Origin of the sequence: Lysinibacillus sp. UBA6686 (assembly GCF_002455205.1) — a bacterium.
Taxonomy (GTDB): Bacteria; Bacillota; Bacilli; order Bacillales_A; family Planococcaceae; genus Lysinibacillus; species Lysinibacillus pakistanensis.
Genome location: NZ_DKJS01000028.1, coordinates 23017 through 42926 on the forward strand (window position 1 = coordinate 23017; position 19910 = coordinate 42926).

The window sequence follows — 19910 nt, forward strand, 5'->3', positions numbered from 1 at the left end:
GTTACTATAGATTACATTGTGGAGCACATTGAAGGCTTTCCATACCCAGATTAAAAATTTTATGTATTAACAACGACTGAAATTGGGGAAAATCAACATGCGAATTTATGAAGGGGTCGCCTTTATGAAAAAAAAAGAGGGAGCGGGAGGGTTCAAAATTTGGATGGTGAGAGGGACAGATTTCTTGGATGTGTTTATGAAGGAAAGGTTCATTGATGAGTTGATTATTACCATATCTGTTAGGCTCAGGTTAACCTTGTTAAAACTACATAATCCATATCAAGAGTTACAGCTAATTCATTCACAACGTTATGGCCAAATGGTGCAATTGCATTATAAGGTGAAAAAAGAGGCATTATACCCCTTTTTTTGATTGATAGATTTCTCCTATGATTCCCTTCATTTGATGTTTTCCTGTATCTGTATTCGTCATAATAATTAATCCTTTTTCTAAATATGGATAAGCTACTAGCATACATTGAAAACCAACTCCCCAGCCAAGTGAGGAAAATTCAAGCATCTCCTCCTGACCATCTAGAAATACTCCTAGCCCTGACCACTCTAAACATCCCTGCGGCTGAAACAGTTCTTTTATGTTTGTCACAGAAAGGCCTATTTTGCTTCGTCCTTTTACAGCATTTAGAACTTCCTGTAATAAAATGGCTAAATCACAAGCGGAAGTCCATAGACCACAGGCTGCAGGATACGGATAAATGGCGTATTTTCCTGAATTAAGAGTACCAGTGTGATGATGACCACAAGCGAGATTATCCATAGTTGACAATGTTAAATTGTTAGGAAATATGCTGTTTGTCATACCTAATGGCTGAAAAATAAGTTCTTCCATCAGAACGGGAAACGGTTTACACATTGTATCTTCAATAAGTAATTGAATGACGCAAAAGCCTGCATCCGAATAGTGAAATTCACTTTCAGGTTCATACGTTACCTCAATAGGTGTTTTGCAGTAGGGCGTTTTACCATCCAATATTTCTGCCATGGATGGCATTTTATTGACAGATTCTACGGCTGTAAAACTACCTTCCAGGTCCATAATACCTGATTGATGACAGAGTAAGTTGCGTAATGTAACTTTTTTACGCTTTGTAAATTGATTGTCAGGAATCTTCCACGAAATTATCTTCTTATTAATATCTTCATCTAAGTTAAAAAAACCTTGTTCCACCAATTTTAATACTAATATGCTTGTTAGAAACTTACTTATCGAACAAGCATTGAAAATCGTGTGCTCATTAATTTTTCTATGGCTACCTGCTTCTAGAACTCCAAAATGATCTGACATATTGATTTTACTCTTTTCAATAGCTACAAGACTGAGACCAGTTATACGATTATGCTTCATGCGTTCACAAATGTTTATCATCTATATGCTCCTAGTTTTTTCTTTATTATAGCAGATATTCGAACGAATGTTTGTATAATGGGGTTTATTTTGTTTAATCACGACATCTACAATCATAGATGGACTAACCTAGTAAAGATAATAGCCTTTTTATCTCCACTATGTATTAGACCGCGAGAGACAGCTAGCTTTGAAGAGCATTTCTCGTATTCTAATACAAAATTCTCTACATAGGAGTAAAATTGATTAAAAAATATTGGAATTAATTTCCTGTAGTAATAAAGGTACTTGAAGTAAGTTACACAAGACTAATTCTATTAGTAAGTATAAATTGTCTGATTGAATTGAAGGAAAAAGAGTGGGTAAAAATTATACCACGCTTTCTTTGTGAACTACATAGTAAAAAAAATTTCCGATTAGTTACTAGAACGCACAAATGTTTGACAAAAAATTTATAGGGAATGGAAAATATCTTTCAGTCCATTTTAAATCTCAATATTGTTTCTTTTGGATTTCCATTCATCCTCAACTCCCTCTAAACGTTGAAAAATAAGCTGATATATCAATTGGAAGTCCATCATTCTCTTTTTAGCTACATGATAGTTTTCCTTTTGGTCTTCCGATATTTCTGACTCTTCCGGCCATTTTTCCAATATGCTGTCGGTACTTGATAGAAAACGTTTCATTTTTGCTAAAAATGACTCGGCCATTACAAGGCTAAAATTATCTGCTATGTAATAATAATCTCGCCGATCACTTATCTTTGACTTTTTAACAGCTAATCCACCTGCCTCTAATTCACGAATTCGAATACTTACGGCAGCTTTAGTTACTTCTAATTGATCAGCCATTTCTTGTAAACTTAATGGTTTAGACGAAAACAATAAAAGAGAGAATAAGCGTTCAGCTAATAAATTACCTCCGCCATCACTTAATTTCTCTAATTCTTGACTAAATTGTTCTTGTAAATTTTGATGATTAGACATTTTAGCTCTCCTAATTAACGTTATTATTAATGTTGTTAATGATAAGTAATCGTTAGGTCATTGTCAATGAGTTATCATCTAACATTACTTATATTTTGCAATATTCAAGTTTTTTATTGACTAAATATTACATTTGTTTTATCGTTAATATCGTTAAAAACATTTTTAACGATATTAACTTTAAGGGGTGTTTCCAATGAAATTATCAATTGATGAAAAACATTACGAGCGTGCGGAGAGATTACTTGTTTGGAATACGCTAAAAGATGTGCTTAACGGAAAAGTGATTCCGAACTGGATCGGTGAATCAGAATGTTTTTGGTACCAAAGAGATATAAATACGGATAGCAAGCAATTTATAGTGGTTGATCCAGTAAGGAGAATAAAAAAAGAAGCATTCGATCATGAAAAGCTGGCAAAGGCTCTTTCTCATTCAATTGGGAAACATTTTACTTCTTATGACCTTCCATTTGATTCGTTCAGCTATCTCAATAACGAACATTCAATTCAATTTAGTATAGAGGAAACCTCCTGGCTCTGTAATTTACATCAATATGAATGCAAAATGTTAGAAACAAATAAGAAAGTTTTGCCTCATGAAAGCTGTTCACCTGATGGAGACTGGACTGTTTTTACTAAGGATCATAACTTGTATTTACGCAATTTAAATACTAAAGAAGTTGAAACACTTACGAACGATGGTGAACCATATTACGATTATGGAAGTCAGCCAGAGTCAAGCACAAGTGCAATCTTCGAACGTTTGTATCAACAGCAGCCACCACCTGTAGCATTATGGTCACCAAATTCTAAAAAAATTGTGTCGCATAGGTTGGATCAAAGAAAAGTTAGAACACTACATCTGTTGCAGTATGCTCCACAAAATCAAGCAGGTGAACCTGAAGCACACGCATACCGATATCCTTTGGTTGGTGATAAATACGTTCCGTTAATTGAATTTTTTATTTTTGACATAGAAAAGGGATCTACAATACAGGTTGACTTTGATCCTATAATTTCTGGAATGGTGTCACCCTTAACAGAGTATTCTCAAACTGCGTTTTGGACGGAAGATAGTAATAGTTTCTATTTTTTAAATTTTTCTAGGGATTATCGAGTGGTTCAATTTATATTAGTAGATTCTGAGACAGGTAAGGCTAAAATTTTATTAGAGGAAAAAAGTGATAGTTTTATATTTACAGATCTATACAATCTTGGATTTGGAGGTGTGAACATAAGATGGATAAATAAAAGCAATGACTTTATTTGGCATTCCGAACGAGATGGTTGGTCACATCTATACTTATATGATGGAAATACTGGACAATTAAAAAATCGTATAACGTCAGGAGAATGGGGAGTTCGCCAAATTATAAGTGTGGATGAAGAAAAGGAATGGCTATACTTTACAGCGGGAGGAAGAGAATCAAACCGTGATCCGTATCTTCAACATCTATATAGAGTCCGCTTTGATGGAACTGAACTCAAGCTTTTAACCCCTGAAGACGCAGAACATGATGTATTTATCTCTCCTAATAATACCTATTTTGTTGACACGTACTCCCGTGTGGATTTACCACCTCAAACTGTTTTACGTAAAACTGATGGAAGCTTTGTCTGTAATTTGGAAAAAGCAAACGTGGAACGACTTATGGAAAAGGGATACAGCATTCCTCAACGTTTCAAGGTGAAGGCTGCTGATGGAGTAACTGATTTATATGGGATTTTGATACAACCAGCAAACCTAATTAAAAATAAAAAATATCCAGTTCTAGATAGTTTTTATGGTGGTCCCCAACTGACCCACACCCCTAAAAAGTTTACTTGGGGTGGTGAATTTATAGAAGGTCCTGTAGATTTTACAGGTGGAGCTCAAGCATTTGCTCAGCTTGGATTTGCGGTACTTATAATGGATGGAAGAGGCACACCTTATCGATCAAAATCGTTTCATGATTATTCTAATGGAAACTTAGAACGAGCTGCCGGTTTAGAAGATCATGTAGCAGCGCTTAAACAATTAACACAACGGTTCCCCTTTTTAGATCAAAATAGTGTTGGCATATACGGAGAATCTGGTGGTGGCTACGGAGCTGCTAGAGCCATCCTTTCATATCCTGAAACCTATAAGGTAGCAGTTGCAGGCTGTGGCAATCACGATCAACGCTATTATTTAGCATTTTGGGGAGAACGATTTCAGGGAATGTATGATCCTGAACTATATAAAGAACAAGATAATACACTCCTAGTAAGTCGTCTAAAAGGAAAATTACTTTTAGTAACAGGAGATATGGATGATAATGTGCACCCCTCGTTGACAATCCGAATGGTACATGCATTAACAAAGGCAAATAAAGATTTTGATTTAATGATCCTTCCTAATCGACATCATGGTATTGGTGCAGATGTTTATTATATTCGACGACGATGGGACTATTTTGTTCAGCATTTACTAAAGGTGGAACCACCTAAAGAATATTCCATTAAGGATCCGATGTATCCAGGTTAATAAGGTATTGAGGAAAAAGATTGGTTCTATCAGTCTTTTTCTTCATTTAAACTTATCATAATGTGGGATTGATTTCCACTGCGGCTGAGGCTTTCCTAGTGACGTTCGATTATCCTCTTCGCTTACGTTCCGGGAAATTTATAGTAAAGCTCACATAAAAAGCGTATCCGAAAACCAGAATACGCTCTTTATCTTTTAAGCATTTTTCTTCGTTCTTGTAGTACGTTTCCTTGGTGCTGGTTTCTTTGTTTTATCTAATGAGGCCTGAAGTGCTGTCATAAGGTCTGTAACATTATCAGGAACTGGGCGATTATCGCTCGCCGAAATTGTACTTGTTGCTTTTTTCTCCTCTATTAGCTCCATTAGGGCATTTCGGTAGTCATCTGTGTATTTATCAGGATTAAACTCTGTAGTTAATTGCTCTACCAGCATGAGGGCAGTTTCCAGCTCTTTTGGTACAACTGTTTGTTCACTTGGAATATTTGGTACATCACTTACACTTCTAACCTCATCAGGATAATGGATGGTCTCCATTACTAAGGCATTTTGATAAACGCGGACAACGGCCAACTGCTCCTTAGAGCGAATAATAATTTTGGCTACACCAATCTTGCCTGATTGCTCCAATGTTTGACGTAATAGGGCATAGGCCTTACTGCCAGTAGTGTCCGGGGATAAAAAATAAGTGCGTTCAAAATAAATCGGATCAATCTCCGTTAATTTGACAAAATCAATAATTTCTACGGCCTTATCTTCATTTTCCTTGCGTAAGTTTTCCAATTCTTCTTGATCTAAAACGACAAACTTATTTTTTGCATATTCATAGGCCTTGACGATATCTTCTTCTTTTACTTCTTGATTACAGCCTTCACAAACCTTTTTATAGCTGATCGGCGTATGACATTCTTTATGAAGCTGGCGTAATTTAATATCTTTATTTTCCGTTGCAGCATGTAGCTTCACTGGTATATTGACAAGACCAAATGAAATGCTACCTTTCCACACTGTATGCATTGATGTCACCTCGTTTTTCTTACTATGCTATATTTTCATTATTTTTATGTATCTTAAATGAAAATCAACAAAAACTGTTGGAAAAAGCAAATGAGGTGATTTTATTGAAACCAATGCTTTTAACAGAGGCACTTGACATACCTGAAGGAGATGAATGGCTTTATGAAACAAAATATGATGGTTTTCGATGTCTATTAGAATGGGTCGAACAGCCAATGCTTATAAGCAGAAATGGCAATAATTTAAATCATTTATTTCCTGAGATTATTGCTTTTTGTCAGCACATTTCAGACCAAGTGAGGCCCTTTTTACCATTATTACTTGATGGAGAGCTAGTTTATTTAATCAATAATTATAAAAGTGAATTTTCGATTGTCCAAAAAAGAGGGAGGATGCAAAACGAAGGGGGGATTACTGAACATGCTAACTCGTTTCCTATCCATTTTATTGTGTTTGATTTATTAGTTTATCAAGGCGAGTCACTAACAAATCGTTATTTAAAAACACGAAAACAACAGCTTACAAACCTTTTTATGACTTTAAAGCTTCCCTTAACGATAAACTATGAGGATCAGCATTCATTGCAAGTAATCGCTAGTACTGAGCAATATCAGTCTCTTTGGCATGCCATAAAAGTGAACAATGGTGAGGGCTTGGTGGCTAAGAAAAAAACGAGTAAATGGATGGAGGACACACGATCTTCACATTGGCTAAAAATTAAAAATTGGCATCTCGTAGCCGTTATCGTTACACATTACAATCATAGTAATGGTTATTTTCATGGGGCTGTGTACCTGCAGCAACAATTAGTAGAGATCGTCAACTTTAGGCATGGCATGACAGAGGAGGAACATAAGACCCTTGTTGCTTTTTTTCAAGCAAATGGTCAACGAAATAATGAAATTTGGCAGTTAGAGCCTTCTATTTGTGTAGATATCGCCTGTATTGATTTTGATGGTACTAAGCTACGAGAACCAAGATTCTCTAAATTTCGCTTAGAGCTTGCACCAGAGGATTGTCAATGGCAGCATATGCTTCGACAGTTGTTTCCAATACCAGAGACAGTAAGCATAACACATCCAGATAAGCCTGTATGGCCAGCGATTGGGATGAACAAGGATAATTATTTGCATTATTTACAAATGATTTCACCATATATTTTACCATTTCTGCATAATCGCCCGCTAACATTAATTCGTTTTCCGCATGGGGCTCCTGGTGAAAGCTTCTATCAGAAGAGTAGTCCTGAGAAAATACCTGAATTTGTGTCAACAGGGTGGATGGATGAAATTAATTATCTAGTATGTAATAATCTTGAAACTTTATTGTGGCTCGGCAATCAGCTTGCGTTAGAGTTCCACATTCCATTTCAAACATTGCAAACAATACATCCGACGGAGATTGTTTTTGATTTAGATCCTCCTTCAGTGGAGTATTTCTCACTGGCCATGAAGGGGGCACTTGATTTAAAGGAGATCATTGACTTTTTTAAGCTACAATCTTTTGTTAAAACATCAGGAGGTAAAGGCTTACAGCTCTATATTCCATTACCTGAAAACGTATTTTCCTATGATGAGGTGAGAATATTTACGGAATTTGTCTGTACGTTTCTATGTGAGCAAAAACCGGATTTATATACAATAGAGCGATTAAAGAAAAATAGACATCAAAAATTGTATTTAGATTATATACAGCATGCGGAAGGAAAGACGATTATCGCACCCTATTCCACACGTGGAAATGAGAAAGGGCTAGTAGCAACACCGTTATATTGGGAAGAGGTTCAGCCACAGCTAACACCGGATCTTTTTACAATTCCTGCTGTGTTGGAGCGTATGAAAAAAGTAGGGAACCCTTTTAAGCATTTTCGTCAGATAGGGGAAAATCAGGATTTTCAATCAGTTTTAGATCATTTAAAAAATTCCTAATAGGATTTATACTAAGAAGTTAAAGCATCGGTGAGAGATCCGATGCTTTAGCCATTTAAATCAGGACTGCTGTACTTTTACTTTTGCAAGGTAATCTAGAATTCCCATGGAGGAAACAATTGTATCAAACGGAATGGTTTCATATACAGGGTGACTTGCTGGTATGCCATTTTCCTGAAGATAGTTAAATAAAAGCTCTTTTAAACGTGCATCTAAATAATGGACTTGTTCTTGGAAAATGCTTGATACCTTACTTGCTTTTTCTCCCTCAGCTAGAAACAGTGGTGTCCAGTAGCGTACTTGGCGATAGGCTTCCTGTGGATTTTTATATGCACCATAGTGTCCAAAATACAATTCACTGGCATTCAGTCTTTCATATAGCTTGATGGATTGCTCCATTGTCTCAGGGTTATACTGATTAGGTGAGGTTGATGGGATGATTACATCAATCGCTTCACCATCCATTTCGGGATAACGGACACCTGTTGTATCGCCTACAAACAGGCCATTTGTTGCGGAATAAAGCATGGAAACATGATGTTTTGCATGGCCCTCTGTATGAAAGAAAGTTAGCTTGTGCTGACCCAATATTAATTCTTGCTCATGCTCAATTTCTTTTATTCGATTTGCATCGATTGGGACAATTGGGTCGAAAAGACGCTCAAACTCCTCTCCATAAACACTCTTTGCACTTGCTATTAGTCGACTAGGATCAACCATATGAGATACACCTCGTGGATGTACAACAAATGTGGCATTTGGACAGCTTTGTAAAAATAGCCCTGCTCCACCAGCATGATCTAAATGGATATGCGTGACAATTACGTAGTCGATGTCCTCTAATGCTATATTTAATTCATCCAACCCATCTATTATATATGGCACAGACGGGCTGGCAGACGTTTCAATTAGAGCAATTTTTTCATCAATTAGTAAATAAGAGCTTGTACGCTGTTCTCGATTTAAATCATGTGTATCAATACAAAAAAAATTTGGCGCTATCTGTTGGACTCTAGACAATCTAATTTCTCCCTTCGGATTCAAATTTGTACAAAATATTCTCTTGTAGGAATTTTTTAGCTACAAAAAGTAGTAGTTATACTATATAATAATAGAAAACTAAACTGAATGTCCATTCATTTTTTAGGGGGATTAATTAATGGAGAGAAGGATTCGCTATGACACACGAAAGGTTCATCGGGTTAATTTAGCTATTATTTCAATTTTGGCCATTCTAATTTGTGGACCCATGATTTTTTCAAAGGGTATTATGTTCTTATTTATTGGACTTACTGTTATTGCATTCGCGATAGGAAATTATTTTTTACCTATTAAAACATATGTCAAAGGCTTTATTTTTGGTATGATTCCTTCAAGCGTAGTTTTTACATTATTTTTAGTCGATAGCTTTTCATTAAATAAACATTATATTTTACTTTGTACAGTAGCCATTATTGCTCTATATTTTAAAAAGGAACTAATTGTATTTTTTGGTGTACTAACAAATATAAGCTTTGTCTTCTTGTATATCGCCAATTCTAAATCATTGCTAGGACCCTTTGATGATATTATCGTTTTTATTACGCTATTAGCCATTATGAATGGGGTTATCATTGCCTTTTTTTTAATTGCCAAGTGGGGCAATGAATTGATTGAACATGCAGCAATTCAGCAAAATGAAGTAAAAGCATCCTTAGAGCAGCTACAGAAAACATTTCAGGAGATAGAAAATAGTAGCCAAGCATTGGACGAGCATGTTACACAATTCCAACATACAATGCAGAGAATATCAACGTCGAGTAAGCAGATCCTCTTAGCTACCGAGGATATTTCTGCAAGTATTCAGCAAGAGTCCTCAAGCCTACAAATGATTCATGGAACGATGAAGGAATCTGTCCATTTTGTCAACGAAACATTTTCTATTTCCAAGGAAACCGTCTCTAAATCTACAGATCTTCAAGAGGAGGTTTTAGCAGGATGGGAGAAAATGCAGGATGCAATGGCACAAATGGAGGTTATGAGTCATGCAATAGGCTCTACTGCAGAAACTGTCAATGAGTTACAGCTAAGTCTGCAAACGGTAGACAGCTTGTTACAGGGAATTCAGCATATTGCAGAACAAACAAATCTATTGGCTCTTAATGCAGCAATTGAAGCGGCAAGAGCAGGAGAGCATGGTAAAGGCTTCGCTATCGTTGCCGATGAAGTACGGAAATTAGCAGAAGAAAGTGCAGCCATAACAGTAAGCATTACGGAAGTGACAAAAACATTGTTTGCAAAATCTACAGAGGCGCACCAACGCTCAGATGCAGGCGAAAAGGCATTACATCATGGGGAGATACTGTTACGAGATGTCAGCAATTTCTTGAATGTTTTAAAAGATTCTTTTGCGATTACAAATACGGATTTAACTAGAGGGATGTCTGAATTAAGTAGTGCCATTTCACAGTTTGATAAAATACAGTCACAAATAGAAAAACTTAATGAAATGACTGAGCAAAACGCAAATTCTACTGGTGAAATTCTACTTTCCGTAGAGGATGAAAACAGCATGCTAGAAATGATGACGAACACTACAAATCATATACAAACATTAAGTAATACCTTAAAGTTGCTCGTTACAAATAAGGAAGAAAGATATTCATAGAAAGAAAATAAACACAGGGGATAAAGATATTTTTCCTCCTGTGTTTTTATTTGATTTGAATACCGAATGAATAGGATGGAATACAAAAGGTTATTTTGGCAATTACTTGGATTTAAAGAAAGTAGTTTTTATATAAGATTGTTTAAAATACTAAAATCTCCTATTGTCAAATTAGAATTTTAACGAGTAAAGTTTGTGATTCAAGCGCCCCTACTTGTTTAAGTATCTGTGAATAAGCCAATCCTGAAAGGAAAAGGAGTGGTTTGTGTGGAAAACAGATTTTTTATTGGTATTATAAATGGCTTTATTTTAAGTGCAATTTTGTGGATTTCAATTTTTGGGTGGATTCGAATAATTAAATATTTATTATAGGGTAGTACTTAAAACGGAAAGCTGCTGTTAATGTTAAACGGTTAAATGAAAAAGAGTAGCTAGTCGAAGTCAATACTCACTACATTAGAGTACTCCATACAAATGCATGCTATTTTTGTAAACGTTAAGTGCTGGATTTACATACATAAAATTTTTTCTCTGTTGAGTATGCAGAGAGGAGGGATTATCGTAAATAGTACAAGCTCCACAATTTTGGAAAAGAATCGAAATTTGTTCAGATTTTGTATAGAGCAATATGCTAATCTATTCATGTCGAGGAATGCGAAAGCAAACCAACACGCACAAATAGACCAGGCTCTCAATTTTTAGTAGAGCCTGGTCTTTCCAATATTTTTAATGAATTTAAAATTTTTATAGAGATCAAATTAATTGGAAGTGATCGTCTATTTCCTCCTTCATTGCTTTTAATTTAGCCTTGTGTTTAGCCTTTGGAATCGAGTGATACTGCTCATATCGACACATTCTACATGAACAGTGAATTTTGCCTTTGCTTAATTTGCCGCGTACTGGCATGTAATTTCTCTCTAGTAAAAATACATTTTTTAAAGTGGCCCATTTTTTTCGAATTATTCGCTCTCTTTGGTGGCGAATATAGGCTTTTGATCGATTTTTCATAAACTATCAGCTCCCTTGAGAAACCCAAGCTTGCAGGGAAAGTCAAGGGATATAATAGCACTCCCTACAAGCTTGGTATTGAGCTGATAGAATGGATGAATTGAGGCATATTATCATTCCTTTTTATAAAATTATCCAAGAGTAGTGAATTCTTATAATCAATGCTAAATGAAAAGTTGTACTTATACTAGATTCTACGAATTATGATCGCGTTCCAATCTTTTCATTTCTTCTGCTACTGCACATGCGTTCAAATCATTTTCCTCATATAGATGATGGATAATATTTGAATAATCTTCTTTATTTCGATTCTGGCTTAATTTATATGCAGCTTGTATTTCTTGTACTTTAACCCTTACACCAACAATTCCTTTCATTTCTTGTTCTAATAATTGGGGAGAAAGTGTATCCCATAATACGGGATGCTCACGATGTTTTTCATATTTCTCAAGTAAATTTGACAAATCTTTTTCGAGCTCTTTGCCTTCAAAGGTTTCAGCTTTTCCATATACATGTACTGATTGGTAGTTCCATGTTGGAACATTCTCTTGCTCATACCAAGAAGACGAGATATAGGCATGAGGCCCTTGGAACATAACTAGTACCTCATCTGTCTCTTGAAAAGTTCTCCATTGAGGATTTCCATATGCTAAATGCCCTGTGAGGTAATAATCATCACCTTGTTTGCTGAGAAGCAGTGGTAAATGGGTAGCAATGGGTCTACCTTTTTTTATAGAAACTATTGTAGCAAAAGCGTTTAAACGAATAAATTTTTTAATTTCCTCTAAGTCGGTTACTTTGTAATATTTAGGAATAAACATAGAAATCGCCCTCTCTCTGATTTTTTAGTGAAATGCCTTAAAACCTTTACATTTTACATCTCACAATATAGATTTAATTATAATCATTCATTGGTACCTATCAAAGTGCCAATAATGTTATTTGTAAAGGAGCCAATAAAATGATTGAAATAACACCAATTTTACATAAAGATGGTCCGCTGTATCTTCAGCTATACAAATTTATCAAAAATGAAATTCAAGTAGGGAATATTCGTGCAAATAGTAAATTGCCATCTCAACGAAACTTAGCTAAACATCTAAATATAAGTCGAAACACTGTTGACGCTGCCTATCAGCAACTTATCGCAGAGGGCTATGTTATTAGTAAAGAAAGAGATGGAATATATGTGGTGGAATTAGAAAAGGATTTCTTTCTAAAGAATAATCAAATAGATAATGATATTTTGGCAGCTAGCTCTAATCAAGAGTTAGAAGATATAAAAGTAAAATACGATTTTAATTATGGTGATATTAATTTAAAGGATTTCCCCTATAAAATATGGCGGAAATTGAGTTTACAAAGTTTAAATGAAGAACATGGTTATTTATATTTGTATGGAGATCCTCAGGGAGAGTCTGAATTAAGAAATTCAATCTCTCAATATCTTTATCAGGCTAGAGGTGTAAGTTGTTCCGCAGAGCAAATTATTGTGGGAGCTGGATTACAATATCTCACTGGACTCCTATGTAATTTGATTGGAAGAGATGTTGTCTATGGTATGGAAGATCCCGGATATTATCGGGTTCGGTATTTTTTTGAGGATAGTGGTATACATATTCAGCCAATCCCTCTTGATAATAGTGGCATTAGTGTTTATCATCTTAGAAAAAATAAAGTAAAGGCTGTCTATGTAACACCCTCTCATCAATTTCCAACAGGAATTGTTATGCCTATTGCCAGAAGGATGGAATTATTAGAATGGGCCAGAGAAGAGAACGCTTATATAATCGAGGATGATTATGATGGTGAGTTTAGATATAGTGGAAAGCCTATACCTGCTCTTCGTGGATTAGATAGCTATGAAAATGTAGTGTACATGGGGACATTTTCGAAATCATTAATTCCTTCTATTAAATTAAGCTATATGGTTTTACCAATGGGATTAATTAATCTTTATAAAAAGAACAATTTCTATGTTCAAACTGTGTCAAGGCTCCATCAGCATACTTTAAGATTATTTATGGAAAGTGGCCATTGGGAAAGGCATCTAAATAAATCAAGAAATATTTACAAGGGAAGACATCTTGCCTTATTAAATGCAATTCATCAAGTGATGAACGACGATGTCAAGGTATATGGCTCTGGTTCCGGTTTGCATATCCTTCTTGAACCGAACAATCATATGACAGAAAAACAGCTTATTCAAACGGCTCGAGAGCAAGGGGTCATCATCTATCCTACTTCAGTTTTTTATGCCAACCCTCAAAAAAATCAATCAGCTAAAGTATTACTTGGTTTTGCAAATTTAGATGAAGCTTCTATTTTTAAAGGGATTGAGCTTTTAAATATAGCGTGGTTTGAATAGTAATTGATTGTCAGTCATAATTGGGAGCTGTATCAAACAGCTCCTTACTAATCATCAAAATTCTAAACGCATGGTATGGTTCATATCTTTAAAACCATGTTTTTCATATAAAGAAATAGCACCAGTATTTTCAGCTAATACGCTGAGCTCCAAGTAATCTAAATTGCGATCTTGAGCCCAATTTTTCGCTTCTAATAGCAAAGCTGAACCAATTCCTTGATTCTGATAGGATTTTCCAACAATAACATCAGTAATAAAGGCATACTTATGTTGAACTAGACATGAATATGGGGAGGTTATTGTTTCTTGAACAAGCAGAAAGCCAGCTACATGCTTATTTATTTCAGCTATGAGAATATCTGATTCTTTTTCATTAATTGTATTTCTAATAAACTCGACATCTTGTTTTGCAGGCTTCCAATAGTTAGGTTGTAAGATAGACATTTCTAAAAATAGTTCTTGGTATAAAATTTCAATTTGTTCAATTTCATCTACTGTTGCTATCTTTATCTTCATGTTATACCTCCATTAAGTTTTTAATAACCTCAAGTAATATTTTAGATTATTGGTTGATTTATAGATATAAAATTTCAATATGGTAAGTAATTAATATAAATATTATACTCCTCAAGGTTTTGCCTACTACATAATCTCCAGTAGGATTAAATTATTTGATATTTGGTACGATATTTTATAAATGTGGATATGAAGCGATCTCAGAGGGGTTAGCACTATACCACTTCGCAAAGTAACTACACAGATTTTAAGGGACAGTGAGAGCTAATAGAGAAGAAGCGGTATAGATCAAAAACAGAATCTAGCCGCTTCTTTTTATATAACTGATATTGTTATTTTGGAAAAAATGTAAAATCAAATTAAAATGTTAAAAGTGGTGCTGCAAATGATGATTGTATTAAACTCGGAATTGAGATGCCAGGTCTCTTAACTCCTCTGCCAAGTTTGCAAGTGCATTAGCAGATGATGAAATTTCCTCCATTGATGCCATTTGTTCTTCAGTTGTAGCAGACATACTCTCTGCTCCAACAGTAGTAGATTTAGTTATGGAGTGAATTGTATTCATACTACCAACAATTTCCTGAGTTCCCGCAGCCATTTCCTCGACTGCTGCCGATACTTCTTCTACCTGTGTTGTAACACTTTGAATTGCATTTTGAATTGAAGCGAAAGTTGTACGTGTATTTTCCGTTGTTTTAATCCCTTCTGTCACTTCAGATGTTACTAACTTCATTGATTCAACAGCCCTAAGCGTATCTTTCTGTGTCTCAGAAATCAACACTTCAATTTGGTTTGAAGAAACAGCAGACTGCTCTGCTAGTTTTCTAACCTCATCTGCAACGACAGCAAAGCCTTTCCCATGCTCGCCAGCACGTGCAGCTTCAATTGCTGCGTTCAGGGCAAGAAGATTCGTTTGTTCAGCGATTGCTGTAATTGAATCAATAATTTGACCAATTTTATTTGAACGTTGTCCTAACAAGTCCACAATTTCAGATAACCCTTTTACACGATCTGTGATGTCCATCATTTGTTGATTCATTTGATTCGCGGCATCTATACCATTTATTACCAGGGATAATGAATCCCCTGAAAGTTCACTTACAGCTTGAGCATTTCCAGCCACTTGTTGAACACCTGTTGACAGTTCATTGACGGTATTGAATGTGTTAGAAACATTATTGAGTTGCTCTACTGATCCTTGAGCGATGGTTTCCATTGTATTTGCAACCAATTCTGTTGCTTTTGAAGTTTCTGCTGCATTAACATTCAATTCTTCAGATGCTGCAGCGACATGATTAGCAGTTTCAGTGACTTTCGTTACTGTATTATTAATATTATTTATCATTGTATTGAAAGATTGGGTTAATTGACCGATTTCATCCTTTGATGAATAGGTACCCTCCACAGTCAAATCGCCATCGCCAACCTTTAACATATTAGCCTGCAATTCTTTAACTGGACTTACAATTAATCGTGCAATCCATGTTGCCAATGTAATAAAGAAAATAACGGCCAAAACAGAGAGAATGATAGTCATCATCATAGTAGTGAATAGACTTTGTTCATTTTCTTTATTAAGCTTATCGGCATCCTCAGAACATAGAGTCATAAGATTGCGTGCATCATTTGCCATATTCTCACTAAAATTAGCTAAGGTTGTAATGAACATAGAATAGGCTTCGATGTTTTTGTTCTGACCAGCCAAATCAATAACTTCTTCCATGGCATTAAAATAACCATCGACATTGAATTTAAGAGATTCTAACAGTTTTTGTTCAGCTTCATTTCCATTGTAAGAGGCCTCGAATTTCACGATTGAGTCTTTAATAGTTTCAGACCTCTTTGAGATGTTTGTTTGTAGGTCGGCATTACGATTTGCATCCGTTGTAATCATGAGCTCTAAAACGAAAGAACCCATCGCACGAATGTCAGTTCGAATTTCACCTATGTATTGAATTGGCAAAAGTGACTCGTTGTACATCTTGCTGGATTTATCCGCCATATCCTTTATGTAGAAAAAACCAACTCCTGAAATAAGTAGCAGAAAAATAACAGCAGATGTAATAAGTGTTAGCATTTTCTTTCCAATTGATAAGTTTTTCAAAAATTTATCCTCCTATAGGCCCAACTATCTTCAAAAATTATTGTGAAAAAAAAGTATAACTTTGAATATATTGAGTAAATCTGATTTAGTAATAATATACTACATCTAAATCTATTATAAGAGAAGAGTATATTGCGAAATTTTTATTACGAAAATTAAGGATTACTGGCAATGATGTTTACTGAAGGAAAGAAAGCCTTAATTGGAATTGAAAAACTAAACAAAATACAAACTATGTATTTCTAGATTCGTTAGAAAAATAATAATAAAGAGGGGATGTTCGGAAAGGTTGCTTCTTCGATTTAGATAGTAAAAAAACAAAATCTGGTCTTATAATGAAGAAAGGAATTGAATAGAATAGAATAGGTGATTATGTAGTAAAAATAGAGCAATTTAATATTGATTTTAATTGTAATAAAATGACTCCTATTAAGCAAAAACACTTTCTATAACATACTTAATTTTAATCGCTTAAACAAGTGATAGCTAGGCTGTATTCGTTTTTTTGCTATGCCTAGCTTATGTTAGTTTGACTTCATATTGACATATTTACTTTATTTTGAGGCGACAGTTTTGTAGTAACATGATGATATTAGTTATAGGGGGTATACCATGCCTGATTTTTTGCTTGTGCTTTTCTTATTTAACCTATCTTTATTTCTTTTGCATGAAATGGATGCCATAAAGCGCTCAGAATGGCGATTGTTTATTGTACTGAAAGATATGGAGGACTCTAAAGCATATAAAGTTTTCACGTTTCTTCATCTTTTTTTATATGTAATAATATTTTCTTTACTATTCAGCGAGTATCAGATAATTGTGTTTTGGTTCCTAGATTTATTCCTTATTATCCATGCAATCTTACATTTATTTTTCGAAAAACACCCTCGAAATGAATTTAAAAATACATTTTCAAGAGCCATAATTTATCCAATGGGGATTCTTGCAGTTGTACATTTCTTGTTTTTAATTAATAGGTAATTTTTTAAAAAGTCACATCTTACTTGGTGTGGTTTTTTATAACTTTAAAAGGGAGAAAGAAATCGAAAGTAGACGTACTTGGAGGTAAGGGAATCTTACATGCTTCTTAATGTCAATTGGCAAGCATCTGAAATTATTGAGCACAACCTAATCAAGAGGTTTCTTTTAAATATGCTTTGACAGGAATATTCCCTATGGGTTATATTAATAACAGGTGATAATGCCTGTGCGATGTAGATGATATTATACAGGCGACCATCATATGACGAGGTGAGTAACATGTCAGGGAAAATTCCAGGCGTAAATATATCGACATTAAGCGCTTTGTCTGAAACAAACCGTATAAATATTGTCGAACTCTTGCGCCAGGGTCCTCTAACCGTGGGTGAAATCGCCGACCAGCTGGAATTGAGGCAGCCCCAAACTTCAAAGCATCTAAAGGTTCTTAGTGATAATGGGATTGTGGAGGTGCAGGCTGAAGCTAACCGCCGAATCTACAAGCTCCGACCTGAGCCATTCCAAGAGCTGGATTCATGGATACAGTCCTTCCAGTGTGTAATGCAGGAAAGATACGATAACCTAGATGCATATTTGAAGGAATTGCAGAAAAAAAGATCATAAAACCATTTCATGATTAAAGGAGGAAGTGCAATGTCAAACAATTCAATGGTATCTAGGGTAGAAAATGATTGTGTACTTATACTAGAGCGCGTTTTTGATGCTCCACGTGATTTCTTATTCAAAATGTTTAAAGAGCCAGAGCACCTGAAACGCTGGTGGGGGCCAAAGGGATGGGAAGTTCCAGTTTGCACCGTTGATTTCCGTCCAGGAGGCGTTTGGCACTACTGCATGAAATGTGTTGATCCAAACCAAGGTCAATTTTTTGGTATGGAATCGTGGGGCAAAGGGATTTATAAGGAGATTATTGAGCCAGAGAAAATTAGCTATACTGATTACTTTTCAGATGCTGAAGGAAATTTGAATGATTCCATGCCATCGACAGAGATGACAATGGAATTCATCGATTTTAATGGCAAGACTAAGCTGATAAACCGTGCAGAATACGTGTCTGCCGAGGCACTTAAGACTGTTATGGATATGGGCATGTTACAAGGAATTACAGAAACTTGGGATCGTTTGGATGAGATTATTCAGTCACTGAAGTAAATTATCAAAAAAATGTAGCCTGAAAATTTTAATGTTTTTGCATAAAAGATTTCGATAAATTATAATTTTGCAGGTAATTTAAAACACTTTGCAGTAAGTAAATAGAAAAAATAAATTTACGAGTGCGATGCTTGAATAAAAGCATCGCCTTTTATAGTTAGATAATCACCTGTATTAGAACCTCTCAGGTTTATCAAGGCATTCAAATTCTATTATGTACTATCTTTTACTAATAAAGTAGAAAATTGATGATTATCAAAGAAAAAAGGAAACCACTAGTTATCTGGTTTCCTTTGATAGATATTTTAAACAAAGCAAGCGAGAGTAGTTTTATCACTATTAGGAGTACTAATTCCAAGTAGCCAATCATCTATCAACGCTAAGTGTTTATCTAAAACTTTATCAGAGTATCTACTCCATAACTCTTTTGTAAATCTAATGTGGGTTTCGTTTAGAGTGAAATCAACCTGTCTTACGGTATTTTTACCACCACTATAAAGCATTGTAACTGAACTTGAATAAATACAAAATTCAATTTCTTCATCTTTGCACACAATAATATTTTGAGCAAATATATTTTCTGTATTGGCTTTATTAGATCTTGAAGAGGCAGCTTCTGCTAAAGCTTGTAAACTATTTTTAATTTTCTCTTTATCTTTTTCTGTGATGCCATCATACAAATTACTGATTTCATCAATGGCTGTCTTCCAGCTAGAAGTTCGTTTTGTGTATTTTTTTTCATAGTTGCTTTTTAAGTGCATTAAAGGATTTTGCAACACCTTCGTAATATATTGGTTGTATGCAATAACTCTTGCTTTTTTAGTTTCATCATTTTCTTGATCAGTGGGCAAAGCCGGGTTGTAATTGGAAACTATTCTTGCAATATCAAGTATAGTTGTTAATCCAACAATCGGACTTACTTGAGCAGATTCTTTGACCTCATTACTAAAACGACCGTATGTTTGCAGTGCATTTTTTACATTATTATTGGCATCGATAGCTTCGTTTTGTGTGTTACCAATAATTAAACCTCCACTTATAGTATCTTGGACAGGTGCTGCATCTAGTAGAGAGGAAGTAAGGTCGAAAGAAAGTGGTGTTTGAATATTTTGATGAAGGGAAACATCATTTACTGTTAACCAGCTTTCCATCTGTAAATCTTGATTTGACATAATATAAGCCTCCTAAAAAAATTGTTTTTGGAATTAACAAAACCATATTTATAAATTCCATAATTGGTAATATAAACTATTAAGGTTAAAATTAGGTTAAAAAATTCAAAAAATAAAAAATTTATTTACATAGTGTTGAAAAACTAAATG

At 34.9% G+C, this 19910-nt stretch carries 17 protein-coding genes; 8 read left to right on the forward strand and 9 right to left on the reverse strand.

What is annotated here, in order from left to right; all coding sequences use genetic code 11:
• The first annotated feature begins 124 nt into the window (after positions 1–124).
• Positions 125–373 (forward strand): hypothetical protein, encoded by a 249-nt coding sequence (locus tag B2R82_RS07610; protein WP_286924291.1) that lies wholly within the window; start codon positions 125–127, stop codon positions 371–373.
• Here the strand turns inward: B2R82_RS07610 and B2R82_RS07615 are convergent.
• Entirely contained in the window at positions 356–1384 is a 1029-nt protein-coding gene (locus B2R82_RS07615) for a serine hydrolase domain-containing protein (protein ID WP_286924292.1), read from the reverse strand. The genes B2R82_RS07610 and B2R82_RS07615 overlap by 18 nt on opposite strands.
• Positions 1385–1848: 464 nt before the next feature.
• On the reverse strand, positions 1849–2349 hold the full coding sequence (locus B2R82_RS07620) for a GbsR/MarR family transcriptional regulator (RefSeq protein ID WP_286924293.1): 501 nt from the start codon (positions 2347–2349) through the stop codon (positions 1849–1851).
• A gap of 196 nt (positions 2350–2545) precedes the next feature.
• Here B2R82_RS07620 and B2R82_RS07625 point away from each other — a divergent pair, with 196 nt between their 5' ends.
• Positions 2546–4855: a S9 family peptidase gene (locus tag B2R82_RS07625; RefSeq protein WP_286924294.1), complete on the forward strand. Its 2310-nt coding sequence runs from the start codon at positions 2546–2548 to the stop codon at positions 4853–4855.
• Positions 4856–5050: 195 nt separating this feature from the next.
• Here the strand turns inward: B2R82_RS07625 and B2R82_RS07630 are convergent, their stop codons facing one another.
• Entirely contained in the window at positions 5051–5869 is an 819-nt protein-coding gene (locus B2R82_RS07630) for a Ku protein (protein WP_286924295.1), read from the reverse strand.
• A 104-nt stretch (positions 5870–5973) separates the two neighbouring features.
• Here B2R82_RS07630 and B2R82_RS07635 point away from each other — a divergent pair, with 104 nt between their 5' ends.
• Positions 5974–7797 (forward strand): DNA ligase D, encoded by a 1824-nt coding sequence (locus B2R82_RS07635; protein WP_286924296.1) that lies wholly within the window; start codon positions 5974–5976, stop codon positions 7795–7797.
• A 60-nt stretch (positions 7798–7857) separates the two neighbouring features.
• Here B2R82_RS07635 and B2R82_RS07640 read toward each other — a convergent pair whose 3' ends face one another.
• Positions 7858–8817, reverse strand: a complete 960-nt coding sequence (locus B2R82_RS07640) for an MBL fold metallo-hydrolase (RefSeq protein WP_286924297.1) — start codon at positions 8815–8817, stop codon at positions 7858–7860.
• A 139-nt stretch (positions 8818–8956) separates the two neighbouring features.
• On the opposite strand from B2R82_RS07640, the gene B2R82_RS07645 reads away from it, so the two are divergent.
• Entirely contained in the window at positions 8957–10444 is a 1488-nt protein-coding gene (locus tag B2R82_RS07645; protein ID WP_286924298.1) for a methyl-accepting chemotaxis protein, read from the forward strand.
• Between the two features lie 753 nt (positions 10445–11197).
• Here the strand turns inward: B2R82_RS07645 and B2R82_RS07650 are convergent.
• Positions 11198–11452 (reverse strand): hypothetical protein, encoded by a 255-nt coding sequence (locus B2R82_RS07650; RefSeq protein WP_286924299.1) that lies wholly within the window; start codon positions 11450–11452, stop codon positions 11198–11200.
• Positions 11453–11646: 194 nt separating this feature from the next.
• A complete protein-coding gene (locus B2R82_RS07655) occupies positions 11647–12273 on the reverse strand; it encodes an FMN-binding negative transcriptional regulator (RefSeq protein ID WP_286924300.1) in 627 nt (208 codons plus the stop codon).
• Between the two features lie 140 nt (positions 12274–12413).
• Between B2R82_RS07655 and B2R82_RS07660 the strand changes: the two genes are divergently transcribed.
• A complete protein-coding gene (locus tag B2R82_RS07660; RefSeq protein WP_286924301.1) occupies positions 12414–13820 on the forward strand; it encodes a PLP-dependent aminotransferase family protein in 1407 nt (468 codons plus the stop codon).
• Positions 13821–13874: 54 nt separating this feature from the next.
• Here the strand turns inward: B2R82_RS07660 and B2R82_RS07665 are convergent, their stop codons facing one another.
• Together B2R82_RS07665 and B2R82_RS07670 are read right to left on the reverse strand one after the other, a co-directional pair.
• Positions 13875–14336, reverse strand: coding sequence for a GNAT family N-acetyltransferase (locus tag B2R82_RS07665; RefSeq protein WP_286924302.1), 462 nt, complete (start codon positions 14334–14336; stop codon positions 13875–13877).
• 397 nt (positions 14337–14733) lie between these two features.
• Positions 14734–16440: a methyl-accepting chemotaxis protein gene (locus B2R82_RS07670; protein ID WP_286924303.1), complete on the reverse strand. Its 1707-nt coding sequence runs from the start codon at positions 16438–16440 to the stop codon at positions 14734–14736.
• A gap of 612 nt (positions 16441–17052) precedes the next feature.
• Between B2R82_RS07670 and B2R82_RS24050 the strand changes: the two genes are divergently transcribed.
• The 3 genes from B2R82_RS24050 to B2R82_RS07680 all read left to right on the forward strand — a co-directional run bounded on the left by B2R82_RS24050 (position 17053) and on the right by B2R82_RS07680 (position 18588).
• Positions 17053–17421 (forward strand): DUF6713 family protein, encoded by a 369-nt coding sequence (locus B2R82_RS24050; protein ID WP_313373290.1) that lies wholly within the window; start codon positions 17053–17055, stop codon positions 17419–17421.
• A 279-nt stretch (positions 17422–17700) separates the two neighbouring features.
• Positions 17701–18042: an ArsR/SmtB family transcription factor gene (locus B2R82_RS07675; RefSeq protein WP_286924304.1), complete on the forward strand. Its 342-nt coding sequence runs from the start codon at positions 17701–17703 to the stop codon at positions 18040–18042.
• Between the two features lie 30 nt (positions 18043–18072).
• Positions 18073–18588, forward strand: a complete 516-nt coding sequence (locus tag B2R82_RS07680) for an SRPBCC domain-containing protein (protein ID WP_286924305.1) — start codon at positions 18073–18075, stop codon at positions 18586–18588.
• A gap of 305 nt (positions 18589–18893) precedes the next feature.
• On the opposite strand, the gene B2R82_RS07685 is transcribed toward B2R82_RS07680, so the two are convergent.
• Positions 18894–19760, reverse strand: coding sequence for a hypothetical protein (locus tag B2R82_RS07685; RefSeq protein WP_286924306.1), 867 nt, complete (start codon positions 19758–19760; stop codon positions 18894–18896).
• Positions 19761–19910 lie beyond the last annotated feature (150 nt).

What these genes read in the sequence shown, in the direction of transcription:
- B2R82_RS07610 (WP_286924291.1), top strand. Translation starts at nt 125, where the DNA reads ATGAAAAAAAAAGAGGGAGCGGGAGGGTTCAAAATTTGGATGGTGAGA.
- B2R82_RS07615 (WP_286924292.1), bottom strand. Translation starts at nt 1,384, where the DNA reads ATGATAAACATTTGTGAACGCATGAAGCATAATCGTATAACTGGTCTC.
- B2R82_RS07620 (WP_286924293.1), bottom strand. Translation starts at nt 2,349, where the DNA reads ATGTCTAATCATCAAAATTTACAAGAACAATTTAGTCAAGAATTAGAG.
- B2R82_RS07625 (WP_286924294.1), top strand. Translation starts at nt 2,546, where the DNA reads ATGAAATTATCAATTGATGAAAAACATTACGAGCGTGCGGAGAGATTA.
- B2R82_RS07630 (WP_286924295.1), bottom strand. Translation starts at nt 5,869, where the DNA reads ATGCATACAGTGTGGAAAGGTAGCATTTCATTTGGTCTTGTCAATATA.
- B2R82_RS07645 (WP_286924298.1), top strand. Translation starts at nt 8,957, where the DNA reads ATGGAGAGAAGGATTCGCTATGACACACGAAAGGTTCATCGGGTTAAT.
- B2R82_RS07650 (WP_286924299.1), bottom strand. Translation starts at nt 11,452, where the DNA reads ATGAAAAATCGATCAAAAGCCTATATTCGCCACCAAAGAGAGCGAATA.
- B2R82_RS07655 (WP_286924300.1), bottom strand. Translation starts at nt 12,273, where the DNA reads ATGTTTATTCCTAAATATTACAAAGTAACCGACTTAGAGGAAATTAAA.
- B2R82_RS07660 (WP_286924301.1), top strand. Translation starts at nt 12,414, where the DNA reads ATGATTGAAATAACACCAATTTTACATAAAGATGGTCCGCTGTATCTT.
- B2R82_RS07665 (WP_286924302.1), bottom strand. Translation starts at nt 14,336, where the DNA reads ATGAAGATAAAGATAGCAACAGTAGATGAAATTGAACAAATTGAAATT.
- B2R82_RS24050 (WP_313373290.1), top strand. Translation starts at nt 17,053, where the DNA reads ATGCCTGATTTTTTGCTTGTGCTTTTCTTATTTAACCTATCTTTATTT.
- B2R82_RS07675 (WP_286924304.1), top strand. Translation starts at nt 17,701, where the DNA reads ATGTCAGGGAAAATTCCAGGCGTAAATATATCGACATTAAGCGCTTTG.
- B2R82_RS07680 (WP_286924305.1), top strand. Translation starts at nt 18,073, where the DNA reads ATGTCAAACAATTCAATGGTATCTAGGGTAGAAAATGATTGTGTACTT.
- B2R82_RS07685 (WP_286924306.1), bottom strand. Translation starts at nt 19,760, where the DNA reads ATGTCAAATCAAGATTTACAGATGGAAAGCTGGTTAACAGTAAATGAT.